Annotated in this window: 8 protein-coding genes; 6 read left to right on the forward strand and 2 right to left on the reverse strand. The window is 58.1% G+C overall.

Annotated features, from left to right (window positions below):
* Positions 1-159: 159 nt before the first annotated feature.
* Positions 160-1,431, reverse strand: coding sequence for a PQQ-binding-like beta-propeller repeat protein (locus EC9_RS11885; protein WP_145345426.1), 1,272 nt, complete (start codon positions 1,429-1,431; stop codon positions 160-162).
* 401 nt (positions 1,432-1,832) lie between these two features.
* Between EC9_RS11885 and EC9_RS11890 the strand changes: the two genes are divergently transcribed.
* From EC9_RS11890 to EC9_RS11910, 5 genes are all read left to right on the forward strand, one after another.
* Positions 1,833-2,843 (forward strand): AAA family ATPase, encoded by a 1,011-nt coding sequence (locus tag EC9_RS11890; protein WP_246106086.1) that lies wholly within the window; start codon positions 1,833-1,835, stop codon positions 2,841-2,843.
* Positions 2,844-2,958: 115 nt separating this feature from the next.
* Complete coding sequence (locus EC9_RS11895) at positions 2,959-3,765, forward strand: DUF58 domain-containing protein (RefSeq protein ID WP_246106087.1); 807 nt, start codon at positions 2,959-2,961, stop codon at positions 3,763-3,765.
* Entirely contained in the window at positions 3,762-5,984 is a 2,223-nt protein-coding gene (locus EC9_RS11900) for a BatA domain-containing protein (protein WP_218934748.1), read from the forward strand. Before EC9_RS11895 ends, EC9_RS11900 begins: the two co-directional genes overlap by 4 nt.
* Complete coding sequence (locus EC9_RS11905) at positions 5,981-8,764, forward strand: hypothetical protein (protein ID WP_145345434.1); 2,784 nt, start codon at positions 5,981-5,983, stop codon at positions 8,762-8,764. Before EC9_RS11900 ends, EC9_RS11905 begins: the two co-directional genes overlap by 4 nt.
* 27 nt (positions 8,765-8,791) lie before the next feature.
* Positions 8,792-14,677: a hypothetical protein gene (locus tag EC9_RS11910; RefSeq protein WP_145345436.1), complete on the forward strand. Its 5,886-nt coding sequence runs from the start codon at positions 8,792-8,794 to the stop codon at positions 14,675-14,677.
* A 54-nt stretch (positions 14,678-14,731) separates the two neighbouring features.
* Here EC9_RS11910 and EC9_RS11915 read toward each other — a convergent pair whose 3' ends face one another.
* Positions 14,732-16,453 carry an arylsulfatase gene (locus EC9_RS11915; RefSeq protein WP_145345438.1) on the reverse strand — a complete coding sequence of 574 codons (1,722 nt, stop codon included), beginning with the start codon at positions 16,451-16,453 and terminating at the stop codon, positions 14,732-14,734.
* A 738-nt stretch (positions 16,454-17,191) separates the two neighbouring features.
* Between EC9_RS11915 and EC9_RS11920 the strand changes: the two genes are divergently transcribed.
* Entirely contained in the window at positions 17,192-19,036 is a 1,845-nt protein-coding gene (locus tag EC9_RS11920; protein ID WP_145345440.1) for an SLC13 family permease, read from the forward strand.
* The last annotated feature ends 6 nt before the right edge of the window (positions 19,037-19,042 follow it).

Below are 19,042 nucleotides of genomic sequence, written 5' to 3' on the forward strand. Positions count from 1 at the left end.
TACGAGCTTCGTTTCCACGTTTGGCGAATCGCCGCCGCTTTGGGCCGTCGGCGCGATCGGCGAAGGGTTGGTTTCGCCAAGTGACCGCGCGCTCACACGCAAGCGATTCCGAGCCGCTACGTTTTCCAGCTTCTAAAAAGACCGAACAAGCCGATCTACCTATTGTTTACCAACGTCAAAGCTCATCAGTTTGTCTTGCTCTCGCAAGTACAACCGGCCACCACTGATCACGGGATGCGCCCAGCTCTTGCCCTGTTGGAACTCGGGTTTGAACGACGAAACGACATCCATTTTTTTAGGATTCGCACGCACCAAGATCACCGTCCCGTCATCGCGTCGCATCACCAGGTGTCCGTCGGCGTAGACAAGGCTCGTTTCTCCTTTGCCTTCGCCACGTTCCGGTCCCCATGCGTTTTCGCCCGTCTTCATGTTGACGCAGATTGGCAAGCCGTTGCCATTCCCAGTGCCGCAATAAATGTAGCCATCGACCAGAATCATCCCGCCATGTTTGTTCTGCAGTTCATTGGCTTCCAACCAATAAACTTCCTCGGCCTTAGCGCCGCCAGATCCATCGGCGGTCAGTTTCAAAAGGGCCGAACCGGTCCCATAACCTGTGCTGGTGAAAACGTAATCGCCATCGACCAACGGGGTCGGAATGTTGGCGGTGGTGTTTCCGACACGCGCGTATCGCCACATTTGTTTTCCGTCGCTGGCTCGGATTCCGACCAAACCGCGACCGACCAATTGAACGTATTGTTTCAGTCCGCCACCTTGGCTGATCATGATCGACGAGTATCCGGCCCCATTTTTCAAGGAATCGTCGTCGCCAGCCTCCAGCTGGGAAGCCCAGATTTCGTCACCACTGTTTTTGTTCAACGCCACGACGAGACCCTGTGGTCCGCCGGGAGTGCAGAGGACGCGGTCGCCGTCGATCAATGGCGATTCGCTGAACCCCCAGCCGCTCATCATCTTCCCTTTCCAGTCGCTGAATTCGCGTTGCCAGCGGATCGACCCATCGCCACGGTTCAGGCAGACGATCGCGCCGTCGCTGCTGACGATGTATAAGCGGTCTCCGTCGACCGACGGTGTCGATCGGCTCCCCTCATAACCATGCTTGGGCTGCGTTTTGGTAACGCTTTGTTTCCACAGCCGCTTGCCGCTGGCGGCGTCGATCGCAACAACCGCTTGTCCGTCTTCGAAATTACCGGTGGAATAGATCGTTCCGTCGACAACCGAAACGCTGGCATAGCCTTCTCCCAGTCCTTCAGCCGTCCAAACCGCTGGCGGCCCGTCGGAACCCCAGTTCCCAAACAGGCCGGTTTCGGAACTCTTGCCGTCGCGTGCTTGCCCGCGCCACTGCGGCCAATCCTCGGCAACAACACTGCTTGCGACCACAAACACGGTAACAATTGACCAGACGATTTTTTTCATCGATGAACGATCCTAGGTTGGGAAGTTTGATCAGGCATGTTGCCGCGTGCGGCAATGGAAAAGCGAGTATAACGTACCGCAATGGCTTGTTGCTGCCTGAGTTGCCCGATCGGAAGATTCTTGGCGTGCTAGCTGGCACGCGACCTCCAACGCCATTAGCGATTGCCAACACCGCCCTATCGAACGCTACGGGGCAAGAATTCCTCGAAAATCGGCGTGCCCCGCGGCTTGTAACGTGCATCGCGAGGCCCGCTCGTTTATGTTGTTCAGGATGCCCCAGCAAGCCCCACGGGGCCGCGGGCGTGGTGTTTTGTCCACGCCGCGGCGAGGAAGCATCGAAGCCGGATGCCACCCTTGGTAGGGAACCACCGTCGCACGCCTAGCCCGAGGAACCGTCTATCGTGTCGGAAACCTTTTCAGATCCAGAACGCGCCGAACAACTTGTCGAAGCCTGTCAAAAGATCCGCGACCAGGTCGGCCGAGTCGTCGTCGGACAGGACACCGTGGTCGAACAAATTTTGATCGCGATCCTTGCCCGTGGTCACTGTTTGTTGGAAGGGGTGCCGGGCCTCGCCAAGACCTTGATGGTCCGTTCGTTGGCCGACGCGATGCACCTGGCGTTTCATCGCATCCAGTTCACACCCGACCTGATGCCCGCCGATATCACCGGCACCGACATCATCCAAGAATCGGATGCCGGCCATCGCGAACTGGTCTTCGACAAAGGGCCGATCTTCACGCAGATGTTGTTGGCCGATGAGATCAACCGCACGCCACCGAAGACCCAAGCCGCGTTGCTCGAAGCGATGCAGGAGCACGAAGTCACCGTCGGCGGGACGACCTACAAGCTGCAAGAACCGTTCTTCGTTCTGGCGACGCAAAACCCGATCGAACAAGAGGGAACCTATCCGCTGCCCGAAGCGCAGCGCGACCGCTTCCTGTTCTTAGTTAACGTCGAATACCCGACTCGCGATCAAGAAGCGATGATCATCGATCGGACCACGGGCAAATTCGACAGCAAGGTCGAACCGGTCGTCACCGGCGACGAGATCATCGCCTTCCAGCAAACCGTGCGGATGGTGCCGTTGCCCGAACACGTCCGCAACTTTGTTCTGGATATCGTCCGCAGCGTGCGGCCGCGCGAAGAGAGCTGTCTGCCGTGGGTTCGCCAATTGGTCGAATGGGGCCCCGGTCCGAGAGCGTGTCAGCAATTGGTGCTCGCTTCCAAGGCGCGGGCCTTGCTGCGCGGACGCCATCACGTCACGCTCGACGATATCGAAGCGCTCGCACTGCCGGTGCTGCGGCATCGGATCGTGCCCACGTTCAACGCCGAAGCCGAAGGGATCAACGTTGCCGATATCGTCAAACGGTTGCTTGCCGATGTTCCCCGCCCCAAAGCTCAGCTGCTGTAATTAGGATCCTGCTGCCATCACCAAGCTCACCGATTTCCTGACGCCGCAAGATCTTGCGAAGACGACCAACCTGCAGCTGCTGGCGCGACAGGTCATGGAAGGCTTTTGCAATGGATTGCATAAATCGCCTCACAAAGGCTTCAGCGTCGAATTCAAAGAGCACCGGCAATACGTCCATGGCGACGAGATTCGCACGATCGATTGGAAGCTGTTTGCCAAAACCGATCGTTTGTATATTCGCGAGTACGAGGAGGAGACGAACCTTCGCTGCAACATCCTGCTCGATAAAAGCGGTTCGATGGGCTACTGCGGCTCCCGCTCCGGCGGCGTCAGCAAACACGACTACGCCGTTCGGCTTGCCGCTTGCCTTGGGCATCTGATGCTCGCTCAACAGGATGCCGTGGGGCTTATCCATTTTGACGATGCGGTCCGACGGATCATCCCGCCACGCTCCAAGCCGACGCATCTGACGGCGATTGTTAACGAATTGAGTGGCCTGAAAGCGGAACACGAAACCGAACTGGCCAGCGTTTTTCATCAACTGGTCCCCAAGATTCCGCGGCGCGGGCTGCTGGTGATCATCTCCGATCTGTTCGGCAATATCGACGAACTGATGAAGGCGTTGGCTCATTTTCGACACGCCAAGCACGAGATCGTGATCTTCCAAATCTGGGATCCCGACGAACTGGACTTTCCCTTCCGACAGTGGACTCAGTTTCAATCGCTGGAACAGAAATCCCATCGCCGGCTGATCGATCCTGCGCATCTGCGGAAGGCCTATCTGAAAAATCTGGAGACGTTTCGCGAAGCCTTAACCGCCGGATGCCATCGCAATCGCATCGACTTGGTCCCCGTCGTCACCGATCAACCGTACGCCGAAGCGTTGGCATCGTATCTGGCGACAAGGAGGCGGCTGCGATGAGCTTTTTAAACATCGCCCTGTTAGGTGGAATCGCTGCCTTTGCGATCCCTCTGATCATCCATCTACTCAACCGCAGCAAATTCAAGACGCTCGATTGGGGCGCGATGCATCTGTTGGATTCAGTCGTCGCCAGCAACAGCCGGCGAATCCGGTTGGAGCAGTTGTTGTTGCTGTTGATCCGTTGTGCGATCCCCGCGTTGTTGGCGTTTTGCCTGGCACGCCCCGTCCTGACGCAGTGGCAATCGTTGCCCGGCGATGCTCCCGCGTCGACCGTGATCCTGTTGGATAACAGCTATTCGATGGATGCGATGGGTGAATCGGGAACCCGCATCGCTGAAGCGACCAACGATACCCAGCGGATTGTCGACAGCATCGGCAAAGGGTCGGACACCTCGTTGATTTTGACCGGCGGCGTCCCGGCACCGCTGTTCGACACGCCGGTTTTTGACACGCAAGCGATCACCGACCAACTGAGCTTCCTCGATACCGGCCGCGGGGCGACGTCGCTGTCGCAAACATTGGAACTCGGCGCGTCGCTGGTTTCCGGGATGGCCAGTTCTCGACGCAATTTGATTTTGATCAGCGACTTCCAGCAGGCCGACGTCGATGCGTTGACCGATTCGCAGATTGCGAAGTTCCGCGAGCAAATCGCCGGGCAAGCCGTTCCGCCATCGATCACGTTGATCCCACGTCGTGGCGACCGGACGGAGAACCTGGCAATCGACGACGTCGAACTCTCCACCACGGCCCTGGGCGTCGGACAACAGCTCAAGGTCCGCGTGCGGATCAAGAACTACGGCTCGCTGGATGTTTCTGAAGCCCGACTTCAATTTGCGGTCGACGATCGTTTGGTTGGGGTTACGGAATTGGCAGTCGCTGGCGATGCGACGGCCCAAGCGCTGTTCGTCCACAAATTTGAAAAGCCCGGCTCGCACGTCTTGAAGTTCGATGTCGACGCGAGGGACGATCTGAAGACCGACAACCAATACGTCGCGGTCGTCGATGTGATCGACAGCATCGAAGTCTTGATGATCGACGGCGCTCCCAGCCGCGAACCGATGCGTGGGGAAACCGACTTCCTGTCGGTCGCGCTGACCCCGTTTTCGTTGGGGCGGATGCAGTTGGCCGATCTTGTCGAAACGAAGATCGTCAGCGTCAACGAAATCGATGACGACACGTTGCGTTGGGCACGCGTGGTGATCATGGCCAACGTTGCCAAAGTCGACGACGGCCGCTTGACCAAGCTGCAAGAATTTGTCCAGCGTGGAGGCGGACTGATCGTCTTTGCCGGCAACAACGTGAACGTCGATTGGTACAACCGCACGTTCTACGAACAGCGCGGACTGTTCCCGTTGCCGATCGAAGGGATTGGTGGTGGAGTCGACAAAAGCGATGCGGGAGCGCGGATCGTCGCGCAATATTTCGATCACCCCGCGTTGCAAATTTTTAACAGCGGCAAATCGGGCAGCGACGAACTGGCACAAGCTGACATCGCCCAGTGGTATGTGTTGGGCAAACCGACCGACACGTCGGCCAATCGCATCCAAGCGGTATCGAACAAAGCTAAATCTGCAAACGCGAAAGACGATCCGTTGGCATCGGTCTTGATTCGGTTGGACAGCGGCGACCCGTTGTTCGTCGAAAAGCCGGTCGGCAAGGGATATGTCTTGGCTTGTGCGACCACGGCCGATGCCGATTGGACCAACCTTCCACTGCGGCCCGTCTACCTGCCGCTGATCCAACAATTGGTCACGTCGATCGCCACGCGAGGCGTCCCCGCGTCGAACCTCGCTGCGGGAGAAACCTTGGTTGCGTTGTATGAATCGTCGGCTGCCGATACGACGCAAGTCCTCTCCTTGCCCGGCAATAAGCAGCGGTCGCTGCGTCCGGTGGTGGAAGAGCATCGTTCGGTGATCCGTTATCCCGGCACAACGCAGCCCGGCGTCTACACTTTGACCCAGCCCGACGCCTCGCCACGCCACTTTGCCGTCGAAACCGATCGCAGCGAATCGAACCTCACGTCGATCGATGACGAACGGTTGCAGGAACTTGCCGACGCTTTGGGGGCCGAAGTCGTCGCCGATGGCGATGCGTACGTCGCATTGGATGCCAGCCGCCGCCACGGCCGTGAAGTCTGGCGGTGGGCGCTGCTGGGATTGTTAGGGCTACTGTTTGTAGAACTCTTTTTCCAACAACGGTTTTCAAGAGTTCGCGGATGACAAGTTTACGATTTGTGGGCGATCTGCCCGTTTGGCTTGGTTTACTATTGGCCGTCGTCGGCGCGGTGATGGCGTTTGCCTATTACCGTCGCGAGAGCTTCGATTTGCCGGGCCGATTGCGTTGGCTGTTGCCCTGTCTGCGAGCGTTGGCGATCTGGATGGTGATCGTCAGTCTGACCGGTCCGGTACTGCATCACCGTCAAGAGATCGGCCAGCTGGGGAGCGTGCGATTGTTGGTCGACACATCGCAAAGCATGACCGCATCGGATCCTCAGATGCCGCTGCCACGCAAGTTGATGATCGCGCGCGAACAGGGCTGGCTGCCGCAAGGCCAATTCGATACCGCACTCTACGATCTTTCCAATCGCATCGCGACGGTGCGACGCGACACGGTCGCAGCCCTTGGCAACGACGCGATCACGAAGGAACGGGCAACTTCCATCCGATCGCTATTCTCCGACAAAACCGCGAATCTCGCGACGTCCATCGCAGCGACGTCCTATCCCAGCGAAGGATCCGACGCCGACCACGCTGCGTTACAAAAGTCGTTCGACGTGGACGTCTTGGAAAAAGTGAAGTCACTCGAAAAGGAAGCGATCGAAAACACCGAACAAGCGGCCAAGGTCCGCGATCAATTGATCGCAGCGGCCAATCGCTTGCAAGGCTTTGAAGAAGCGTACAGCGATGCGTTTGCGGATTACTGCGAAGATTGGATCCAATCACAAGGAGACGCCGCGCTCGCTGGCCTGCAATTGTTCGATCAATCGATGCGGATTCGGCGGATCGAATCGCAGCTGTTGGATCGTGAAAACGGCCTCGTTGCGCGGCTGAAGGATCATCATCATGTCGATCTGGCTGCATTGGTCGGCCAGGGAGAAGTGCCGATCTGGAGTTCGCGTGGTGATGTCGAAGTTCCTACATCTTGGGACGATCTGCGTTCGGCGATGGAGACCGATCTGGCGAGCGGTTTGATCTTAGAAACCGCTGAGGCAACCGGCGATGACAGCGCGACGGCATCGATCGGGGCCGCGACGGTTCTGTTTTCCGACGGTCAACACAACACGGGGCCTTCGCCGTCTCAGCTGGCGGGTGTCGCGCGGTCGCAACACAACGCGGTCTATACGGTTGGCTTTGGCACCGGCAACGAACCGACCGACCTAGTGATGTTGAACGCCGAGTATCCCGACACGGTTTACAAAACCGATCGCGTGCGTGGTACTTTGATCATCAAAGATCGGATGCCCGAAGGACGGCCGTTTGTCGTTCAAATCCGCGATGGCGAAACGGTCGTGTGGCAGGAAGAACTGAAGTCGTTAAATGTCGCCCAACGCCGGATCGATTTCGATTTGGCCGTGGAACCATTGGTCGAATCGGCGACGGAGCGATTCGACGCCAAGATCGAACACCACAGCATGCCGTTGGAACTGACGGCCCAGATCGTGCCGGCCGATGGCGAAACGGAAGTCAACAACAACGCACAAACGATCCGGTTTGCCGCGGTCACCCAGCGGCAAAAGGTGCTGTTGATCGACAGCCGCAGCCGTTGGGAAACGCGTTATTTGAAGAACCTGTTCGAACGTGACTCGGGCTGGGAGATCCGCTCGGTCATCCTCGAAAACGAAAACGGTGAACATCGATTGCCAAAGGGGGATCTCGACGGGACCTTCCCCACTTCGAAGCAAGCGTTGTTCGAATTCGACCTGATCATTTACGGCGATGTTTCGTCGGAGGTCTTCAACGCCACCGAAACGACGTGGCTGCGCGACTTCGTCGATCAACGCGGGGGCGGAATGATCTTTATCGACGGCGCCCACAAGGCCCTTTCTCAACTGGATCCGCAGACCTTGGGGGTGCTGTTGCCGGTCACGTGGAGTTCGGCCGAACCGCCTCAGAAAACCGACCGCTTGCAATTGACCGACCTCGGCAGCCAGACGCCTGCCTTTGCCATGCAGGGAACGGGGAGCGAGAACGAACAATTCTGGCAAAAATTTTCTCCACCGCATCGCATCGCATCGGTCGAAGCGGCGCCGGGAGCGGAAGTGTTGGCCGAAGCGGTTGTTGGAAAGGAAGTCTTTCCGGCGATCGTCAGTCGCAGTTTTGGCGGTGGCCGCGTCCTCTACTTCGCCTTCGACGAAACGTGGCGGTGGCGGTATCGCGTGGCCGATCACATCCACCAACGGTTCTGGAACCAAGTGGCTCGGTGGGTGATGCCGCGACCGTTTGCCGTCAGCGATCAATACCTTGCGTTGGATAGTGGTCCGCCGCGGTATCAGGCAGGCCAATCGGCTCCGGTTCGTGCGCAATTGCGGGGCCCCGATGGGAACCTTGTTTCCGATGCGACCGTCGATACACTCCTTTGGCGCGAAGGGCGGATCGTTGCCACGGTCAGTTTGCAGCCGGAGGAAAATCTTCCGGGCACCTATGCCGCCGAAACCGCGGCGTTGGATCCAGGGGAATATGAAGTCACGATTCGGGCGAGTGGTTTCAACGAATCCGCTTTTGAAGCGAAGACGCAGTTTGTGGTCGCCGCGCCACAAAACAAGGAACTCGATCAGGTTGCCTGCAACGAAGCGTTGTTGTTGGACATGGCGACCGCCGGCGGGGGCCAGTACCTGCGAGAAGAGCAGCTGGGACAGATCGTCGAACTGTTGCAACCGCTCAGTTCCGGTCGCGTCGTCCAGTCGGAGACTTTGTTGTGGCAAAGCTGGCCGTGGTTCCTAACCATCGTCGGCCTGTTGAGCGTCGAATGGCTGCTCCGTAAACGCAGCGGATTGTTGTAGTCGTAGAGATACAGAAGGATTTTGGTGATGTCGAATCTGAGCCCACAAACCGCGGCGAAGCTTTCGGAATTCGGAAGCCGCCAAAAACGCTTGCTGATCCTTCGCGCCGTCTGCGTCGGCATCGTGAGCCTATTGGTTCTGATGTCGTTGGTCGCTGTCGTCGATTGGCTGTGGATCCTTTCCAGCGGAACGCGGTGGGGACTGAGCCTGGCGTCTTATACAATCGTCATCGGCTTGGTTTGGTGGACTTCACTGCGGCGATGGTTCGCACCGCAAGATCCCGAGTCGTTGGCGGCTAGTTTTGAAGTGGCGGAGCCCGAGTTGCGGGAGAATCTTCTGGCGGCGGTCGAGCTGTCGAAAGAGGAGGCTGCGTCGAACGGATCGAGCCAGTTCCGTCAGTTGTTGCAAGACAAAGTCGCCAGGAACATCGGCAGTGTCGATGTCCGCGGCCTGTTGCCCGTTCGTTTAATCGGGCGTTGGCTGGTCGGTGCGATTGCGATCGCGTGCCTGTTTGGAATCCTGGTGTCGATGCCGGGTTGGTCGTTTCGGCAATTGATCACGCGGGCGATGATACCGGGGGCGAACCTGGATCGGGTTTCGAACACGAAGGTCCGGGTGCTGCAACCGAGTCCCGCGTCGCAGATCGTTCCTCGCGGCGAGACGGTGGGCGTCGTCGTCGAATTATCGGGGCCCGAAGTCAACGAGGTCACGTTGGAATCGTACAGTGAATCGACGGGGCTGAATCGTCAGATGATGCGTGCTCAAGGGGAGCGGCGATTTGCGGCCAACATCACCGTTCGCGATCCGCGCGTCGATTATCAAATTCTGGCGGGTGATGCGATCACGCGGCACTACTCGCTGGAATCGCGTCCGCGTCCGCGTGTCGAAGCGTTTCAAAAGATCTATCACTATCCCGATTACACGCAACTGCAAGACGAAACGATCACCGAGACCAACGGCGATCTGATCGCGTTGGAAGGAACGCAAGTTGATCTGCTGCTTGGTACCGATCAACCGGTCACGAAAGCTCAACTGGTGATTGAGCCCTTGGGGACCGACAACCTTTGGACGATCGATGCGATCCGCCGCGACGATGGCTTGCTGGCGGCAACCGTTCCGATCCGCCAAGCCGGTGTCTTTAAGGTCCATCTGGAATCGGAAGAGACCGGTTTCGAAAACACGTTCAGCCCGAAATACGAGATCCGCCCGGAACCCGACATGATCCCACGCGTTGGTTTTCTGCAGCAGCAGGAAACGACGCTGCTGCGTCCGGCCAACGATATCGTGCCGCTAATGGCCATGGCGGAAGACGACCTGCCGCTCGATACCCTGCGTCAAATGGTCTCGGTCAACGGCGGGCGTTGGATCGCCACGCCGCTTGAGATCACTCCTGCCGCTCAGGTCACCAAGAACTGGGAAATGGATCTCTTGGCGTTGAAGGTTAAAAGCGGCGATACGGTCTCGACCAAAATGGTTGCGATCGACCGCAAAGGACAACGCGGCGAATCGGTTCCTCTGAAAATTGTGATCACTTCGGACGATTTCGATGCCAACCGCCACGACGCATTGACGGTCAAAGCGTTTGTCGCAGATCGTCTCGGACAGCTCACGCTCGCCTTGACCGCCAGTTCCGACAACGCCGACGAAATCTTCAAACGCAACCAAGAAACGCGTCAATTTTCGCAAGTCGACCGAGTTGCGTTGCTGGATATTGCGAACAAGATCGAACAGGAATCGGCCGACGCCGCCGCCGTCGTGGCGACGTTGATGCCAAAGATTCCGCCGGGCCTGGACGCCTACGACCTGGAATTGACCCTTCGGATGTTGTCTAAAATCCAGCGTGAATTGGCTGGGGAATTGAAGTCATTTATCCCTGCGATGAACGTTGTCGAAGCCGATTGGAAGATCAAATCGGACCGCTACAAACACTATCACCATCACTTCAAACAGGCGGGCGAAACGGCACGTTGGTTGGATGATCGCTTCCGCACGATTGTCTCGCATGATTTGATGGCGGGCGTCGCGATCGATCTCGATGGTATCTATCAACTGCAAAAAGCGATCGTCGATTCGGGCGATCGGTTCTCTGAAACGCGGCTTCGCCGTCAACAACACGTTGCCATCAACTACGTCCATGCGTTGGAAGACCTGATGGAAGCGCATGCCCCACGGCTTCGGCGGCAATCCGAAGGGACCTATCGCGGCGTCCAAGATATGGTCGCTCGTTTCCGAGAACAGATGCAATTGGCTTTGGACAACGCAGACGATCACAGTCCGTTGCAACGCGTGACCGAACAGTTTTCCAATGAGCTTCACAATCGGTTGAATCAATCGCTGCCCGACGGAAGCCTACCCGAACATCTGGGTAACGCGCGGCGCGACTTGGCTCAGCGGACACGGACGTTGGCCGATCCGATCGATCTGACAAACCGCGAAGCTCAAGGACTCGCCGAGACTCAGAAAAAGCTGTTAGCAGCGAAAGACTCGGAAGACGTGGCCCTCGCCACCGAAGCGAATCGTCTGCAACGGGCTGCCTTCGATTGGCGGTTGGCTTCGATGCGCGATCAAGTCGCCGACCGTCGCAAGGCGAACGAATTGCGTCCCGATCCGCTGCCCAGCATGGTGGCCGATCTGAGTCTGTTGCAACGGGCGATCGACCATGTCTTCACGCAATGGGACGCAGCGGCGTCGGAAACTGAAACACAGCAGACGCTCCAGAACATGCGAATCATTCGCGATGCGTTTCGGCAACTGGAAGTGGGACATCGGATTGCCGCGGCGCAACCGTTGGCCGGAAAGTTGTTAGCTGAAGAACGATGGGATTCGCAGGCCTTCGCTTCGCGGGTCGAGGGGCCACGCTTGTGGGACGGAATTTCTAAAGAGATTGAAATCGCCGCGGCCGATGCGAAGTCCGCGCGGTATCCCGACGACGTGGGCAATCGCATCAATGAATTGCGTTGGGGCGGACCGCTGGGCAAAGCGGGACAGTTGATCGCGATGCGCCGTTGGCGGCGTGAGCCGGTCTCGGCGGCGACCGGTGTCGAAACGATGGTCAATCGCTTCCAAGAACGGATGGTCGAAATCGCACCGATCATGGCCGACGCTCGGAAACGGATTGCCGACCTGATCCCAAGCATTCCTCAGTTGGCCGAAACGCTCGCCGACAAGGCTCGCCAGCTGGAAGAAGAAACGGCGGCCCTCGCCGAAGAAGCGAAGGCTGACGCGGAGAAGGCGGAACAGGAAGCCAAGGCGGAGGAAAAATCGGCCGAAGCCGCCGCAGAACAGGCCGCCGAAAAAGCAGCGACCGAGGCGGCGCGTCAAGAAAAATTGGAGGCGTTGCAGGAGGAGCAACAGAGTTTGACGGAGGAGCTGCAGGCGTTGTTGGCCGCGCTTGCCGAAGACGCCAGCAACCAAGATCTAATGGACGATGAAGGTCGCCAACGGGCGCGCGACGCCGACGACAGCATCGGCATGATCCAACAGCCGGCGGAAAAGAGTGCTCAGGAATTGCAGGCCGCTGCGGAATCCCCCGCTGCCAGCAAACAAGCCGAGGCGTTGCAGGAAGCCGCGAAACAACAGGAACAACTGGCCGACGCCTTAGATCAGGTCGGCGAGCATTTTGAGAAACTGGACGCGGGAGAGGATGTCGCCGAGAGTCGTGAAACGCTTCGGCAGGCAGAAACTGAATTGCCCAACGGACGCGAGTTGGCGAAGGAGTACGCGCGGTTGGAGCGGTTGAGTGACATCGCTGAACGGGCTGAATCCGAACAGGAAAAGTTGTTGGCTCAATTGGAGCGAGAGCTTCAGAAGAGCCCCGAGATGCAGGCGGCGCTGTCGGATATCGCGGCCGAAGCGACGGCGCAAGCACTGCAGGCGTTGGACTTTGCGAAACAGCAAGAGGATGAAACGCGGCGGGCGTTGGAGCGATCCGATCCCACGATTCGAGCGGAGAAACAGAAGCTGCAGCAAGACCTGCAACAAGTCGCTCGCGAAGCCTCGGCGGTCGCCGATCGGATGCTTGCGGTCGCCAATAACCAAGCGAAACGGGCCGATCAGCCGAAGACCGCCGAGAAGGCAAACCAGGCTCGCGAACAACTGCAATCCGCAGCCAACGAGGCGCGACAACTTTCGGAGAACAACCTGTTGAGCGAGATGCAACAGGCGGCTGCTGATGTGAACAAGAAGCTTCAAGAGGCGATGGAATCGGTCAAGCAGGTCTCACAGGAAGCGAAGCAAGCGGCCGACAAAGAGGTTTCCGATCAGAAACAAAAGGATCGAATGAAACGCGATGCCGAGAACGATGCGAAACAATTGAAAACCCGGATGGTTCAGGAAGCACGTCAGGCGGAACAGCACGCGGACAATTACCAGCGTCAGGCGGACCAACGTATCCGTAGCGCCGAAGCGAATCTCCGCAATCAAGAACGCGAAGCGGCCAAAGCCGAGCAGGAGGCGAAAAAATATCCCGATAGCCAATGGCATCAAGAGAATGCCGAAAACACGCGACAACGCGTGGAAGAGACACGGAAAGTCGCTGAGGCGGAGAAGCAATTAAGCGAAGATGCCAAGCAGCGTAAAAAGGCGGCCAGCGAAAGCAAGCAGCAGATGGAAAAGATGGATTTGGGAAAATTCGATGCGGCCAATCCGGCGGCGCAGCTGGCTCAGCGGGTCACGGAAAAGTCGGCGGAGATGATCGAGCAGCTGGCCCAAAAGATGGAAGCGGTCGCAGATAGTGCGATCGATGACAAGCAATTGGCCTCGACGGTTCCCGAACTGGAAGCGGCCCAACGGAAGCAGGAGAGTCTTGGTGAGGACGTCCAGGTCGCATCGGAAGACCTCGCGCGGGCAGCGCGCCACGAAAAACGAATGAATCAGTCCCCGGCGACGGCGGCGAAGTTGGACAAAGCGGCTCAAGAGGTCGCGAAAGTGGCGGAGAACCAGATCGCTGCGGCAGAGAATAAGGCGGCGCAGGCAGCGGAAAAAGCTCGCAAGGGAGAAGACAAACCCGAGGGTGATGCGGCCACACCTGCGGCGCAAGCTGCCGAAGCGATCCAGCAGGCGCGGGACGCGATCGGCGAGCAAGCCGAAGGCGTTGCCGACATGTTGGCTCAATCACAGGCTGCCAAAGCGGCGGCTGAACAACGATCGGACGCGAGCCCTTCGGATACGAATCCCTCGACAGCGGAATCCGCGGCGACACCCGCTAGCGATCCTGCCGATCCGTCGAACGGGAATCAAGCCAACGAAGCTTCTCCCACAGGTCAACCGCCTGCCGGTCAAACCGCATCGGCCAAACCGCCATCGGGAGAATCGGCCGATTCCCCCGCAGCAAATCCGACGGGCGATTCCCCGGCGAATGATGAGCCTGCGGCAGCCGCGGGTTCACCCAGCGGCGAGGAGACCGCGTCGGCAAGTCCGCCTGCTGGCCAAGGGGGCCAATCGCCAACAGCCTCCCGGCCGAATGAATCCACGGCAGCCCGAGGCCAACGTTTGGCGGAGATGTTAGACGATCTCGATCGTGCGATTGTGGCAGCGTCCAGCCAATCGGAACCTTCGGGTCAGTCGGGGCAACCCACGTCGACGCCGAGTGCGGCGTTGCCCAGCATCGCCGAAATGGCGGCCAACCAGGCCGCGGCCATGTCGAAACGCCGCTCCGAAAACCAACAACCTTCAAGTCCGCCGACACCTCCTGGCGAAGCGGCCGTTGCCGAAGGAGAAGGGGCTGAACTGGATCAGATGTCCGATCAAGCCCTCGCGGCTGGTAAGTTCGATCGCAGTGGCAGCGACTGGGGTAAGTTGCGTGAACAAAACGTGGAGAACGCAACTGCCGGAAATCGCAGTGAATTTGCGAGCCAGTACAGCGATCAAATCAAAGCGTACTTCAAAGTGATCGCCGAACGGTCTCGTAAATAAACGGCAACTAACCGATTCAATCGCATTGCCGCGTCGGAAATCTCGCGGCGGCGATCATTGAATCTTGGTGAAGAACAGCAGGCGGAAATCCATCACTTGATCGCCGGGGATCTCCAACGCCTTCAATTGCAATTGGCCGGGACCCTCGGCTAATTCGATCCGCCCCAGCGTGACGACTTTAAAATCTTTGACGTACGATTCGGGGCGTTTGACGCGGTCGTTCTCGAATCCACGCAGCGGTGGATCGTGAGCTTCGGTCAACTTGCAAGTCAGTTTGCTGTCGCCAAACGACAACTCGATCGTCGAACCGATGTCTTCGGCGGGGCAGGTGTAGTGCAGTTGCACCTCGTAGGTGCCGCTTGCGCCAACGGTCGCATCCCACGAGATGAATTCATCGGTGCGGGTCCAGTTCGTCAGATACGAGCAGTTCGGATAGCGATTGGACCGTTGAATCTCGCCGTTGTAGGTCGCATCGCGGGCGGGGACTTGAGTGTACCGGTAATCGGCGTGCCCGATCGGGAAGAGGCGTTGGTCGTCGTCGTAGCCGGCCGCGACATTCGTCTTAAACGATTCGGCTTCCGCTTTCAGGTCCGCCATGACCTCGGGGAACTTTTCCGCGACGTTGACGCGTTGCTCCGGATCGGTTGCGATTTCAAACAGCTCGCCTCGATTGTCCAATCGGAACCGTTGATTGCGAACGCTGACTCGGTTCTTCCAGTGCGAGACGATCTTGCGATCGGGCCAGTCGGCGGCGTCGCCGGTCAGCAACGGTGCGAGTGAACGTCCGTCCAACGGCTTTGAACCGCCAACCTTTTGTCCAGTTAAAGCGGCCAGCGTCGGCAGCAGATCGATCGCCGCGGCGATTTCGGTAACCTGTTTCCCTGCCGGAATGTTTTTGGGCCAGCGGATAAACAGCGGCGACCGGACGCCTCCCTCGTCGGTCGCTCCCTTGCGTCCCTTCATCCCTGCATTCCAACGCCAGCTGTTGGGGCCGTTGTCGCAGAAATAGATCACGATCGTATTGTCGGCGATCTGCCACTGGTCCAGCTTGGCCAACATCTTTCCGACGTTGTCGTCGATGTTTTCGCACATCGCCAAGGCGGCGCGGGTGAAATCGACATCTTCCTTTTTCGGATCGCGATAACGCATCGCCAGCGGCTTGTCTTTGAAGCGATCCCAATACGGATCGGGAACCTGCATCGGGGCGTGCGGCGTATTGAACGGCACGTAGGTGAAAAACGGTTTGTTCTGCTTGACGCTGGATTCCATGAACGCGATCGCTTTGTTGGTGAAGTCGTCGATACAGAAGCCTTCGCCTTGAACGATCAGTCCGTTGTGGTCCAATGGCGGGCTGAAGTAGTCGCCCCAGTGACCGCTGCAAAAACCGTAGTACTCATCGAATCCGCGGCCATTGGGATGATACGGATACTGCATCCCGTTGTGCCATTTGCCAAACGCCCCGGTGGCGTAGCCTCCGTCGCGGAAGGTCTCCGCGATCGTTCGCTCATCGAGATTCATACGCTCGCCACCAGCCGACGTGCTGTAGACACCGCTTCGCGCGTGATAACGCCCCGTCAGAAATTCGGCTCGCGTTGGCGAACAGACGGGGCAGACGTAGAAGCGATCGAAACTGGCCCCATCGCGCGCCAAGCTGTCGATGTTGGGAGTGTTTAGGTTGGTGTTCCCATTGACGCTAAGATCGCCCCAACCTTGGTCATCGGTCAGTATGACAATGACGTTGGGTCGGTCGCTTGCCTGGGCCCGAAGTGACGACATGAAAACGGTTTGTGCGAACAGGGCTGCAAGCGTCGGAACAAAGAGTGTCGTCACTCTGTGTAGCAAACGACGTGGGAATGTTTGGCGGCAACCGGACGTTCTAGAAACACGCGTCGACGTGGCAAGGAACTGAATCATGTTGAATCCCCTTGTTGGAATGGCGGATGCCGTACGGACGATCGGTCAATGGCATTCGTTTCGAGCACGCGGCCCGCCACTCTTGGTGGCGACTTCTGCGCATATAAATTCAGGAGACCACGGTCGGAAAACCGAACGCCGATCCCTTGGTGGCAACGAACCGAACTCCGTTCCCGTCCAAAGTGTCTTCTCTTGGATTTCACAAGTCAATTCCCGGCGGCAATCGGAGCATGTCCAAATGCAGGCGATGTCACGCATCCAGACGCTCTCCATCACGCAATCCACATCGCGCGATTTTGTTACTGCACATCATCTGTGATGGTACGTTTCGTCATGGCTCACCGGTTACCAACGCGTCCCCGATAACTCTCCAGTCCGTGCGAAGATCGACCAGCGGTCGACCGCTCTCTTCACCGGGCGATTGCTATGATGGCAGGTGATGAAACGCAAACGCGTAGAATGCATCGGCATCTCCAGTGCAGTCATTTTTCGCTCCATTGCGACAGAAGACGTAGACAAACATTGCGGATACGTGCCGCATATTATTTGGTTCTCTGGCTTGCTCTTACGCAATTCGATCCAGGGCGTTAATCTCTGCAGATGACTACTGACATCTGGATAGTGACGTGTATTCTGCTGGCGACGATCATTGCATTTGTGCTCGACCGTTTCCGGATGGACTTGGTTGCCTTTGTTTCGCTGTTGGCGCTTCTGCTCACGGGCATCCTTTCACCAGCGGAAGCAACAGCGGGGTTTTCAAACTCGCTGGTCCTAATGATCGCGGGACTCTTCGTGGTGGGGGGAGCGATCCTGGAGTCTGGCGTCGCCGATGTCGCGGGCAGGTGGTTAGGCCGACTTGGCGGTACTTCCACGACCCGGCTAACGGTCGCCGTGATGCTAGCCAGCGCGTTGCTTTCGGCATTTCTCAGTTCGACCGGGACAGTCGCGGTGATGTTGCCCGTTGTCCTCAGTCTCTGTCGCCGCGCCGAAGTTTCGCCGTCCAAGTTGCTGATCCCTTTGGCGTTTTCCGCTTCGCTGGGAGGCATGCTGACGCTGATCGGTACACCGCCGAACATGGTCGTCAATCAGGAACTACGCGGCGCGGGACTGGAGACCTTTCAATTCTTTTCATTTGCCCCTGCCGGGCTTCTAATGCTGGCTCTCGGCATTGTTTTTATGTGTACCCTCGGCACGCGTTTGCTGCCAGCGCAAGCGACCACTGCCGCAGACGCTGGCCGAAATCAAGGTCTCGTGTCGCGTCCGGAACTCATTCACAGTTACGGCGTCGACGGTCAGATTTGCGAAATCCGTATCCCACGCGGATCGAACTTCGCCGAGCGCACGCTGCGCGATCTTGGCCTCCGTAGCACCTTTCATATTAACGTGCTGGCCGTTTCCACGCCCGACAAGAATCGCTCCCGTGTGCGGTCGGCGATTGTACGCAAATGCTCTCCTGAAACGCTTCTCCGTGTTGGCGATACGCTGTTCATCAAGTCGGCGAACGAGGAAGCCATCGCGAAACTGATCCGCGAAGGGCTGGTCGAGATGGTGACCACGTCGGCGAGCTTGCCAAACGTCGTCCATCTAGCTGAACTCATCGTTCCGCCGCGTTCAACATTTGTCGCCCGGACCGTACGGGATTTGGATTTCTTTCGTGTGTATGGGGCGGTGGTGCTGGCGCTACGCAAAGGAAACCAACCCGTCAGCACTCGGACATCGGACACGCCGCTGCATCCTGGTGACACGTTGCTGGTCGCGGCCAATGCGAGTGCGTTGAAGCGGCTTGGGAAATCGCGAAACGATGTTTTGCTGGTCAGCGAGCAATCCGAAGAAGGAGACGCGCCGCTCAAGCCGGTTGCCTACTGGGTCATCGGCATCCTGATTGGAATGCTGATTGCGATGAGTACCGGCCTCTCGGAAAACGTAACCGCCGTGCTTGTGGCTGCTACTTTGATGGTGATTGCTGGAGCGTTTCGGGGAACCAATGCTTACCAGAGCATCAACTGGCAGAGCATTGTGCTGATTGCGTCCGTCATGCCGCTTGCGACCGCGCTGGATAAGACGGGGGCATTCGATTTGGTGGTGGACGCGATTGTGGAGAGTCCTGGCCTGACGAGTCCGTGGATACTTCTGTTGTTGCTCTTCTTGGTGACTTCGGTTTTAAGTCAAGCGATCTCCAATACCGCAACCAGTGTCCTGATCGCACCGCTTGCACTCGAACTCGCCGCGCAGCTTGACGTCTCGCCCTATCCATTGCTGATGGGTGTCGCGCTAGCGGCGTCGACGGCATTTTCCACGCCCGTTGCATCGCCGATCAACGCTCTGGTCGCTGGTGCAGGGAGCTATCGATTTGGAGACTTCTTGAGAGTTGGCGTCCCGCTTCAACTGCTGATTCTCATTGCGACAATCGCCATTGTGCCGTTGCTTTTTCCGTTTAGTCCATGACCGCGG

Origin of the sequence: Rosistilla ulvae (genome assembly GCF_007741475.1) — a bacterium.
GTDB classification, from domain to species: domain Bacteria; phylum Planctomycetota; class Planctomycetia; order Pirellulales; family Pirellulaceae; genus Rosistilla; species Rosistilla ulvae.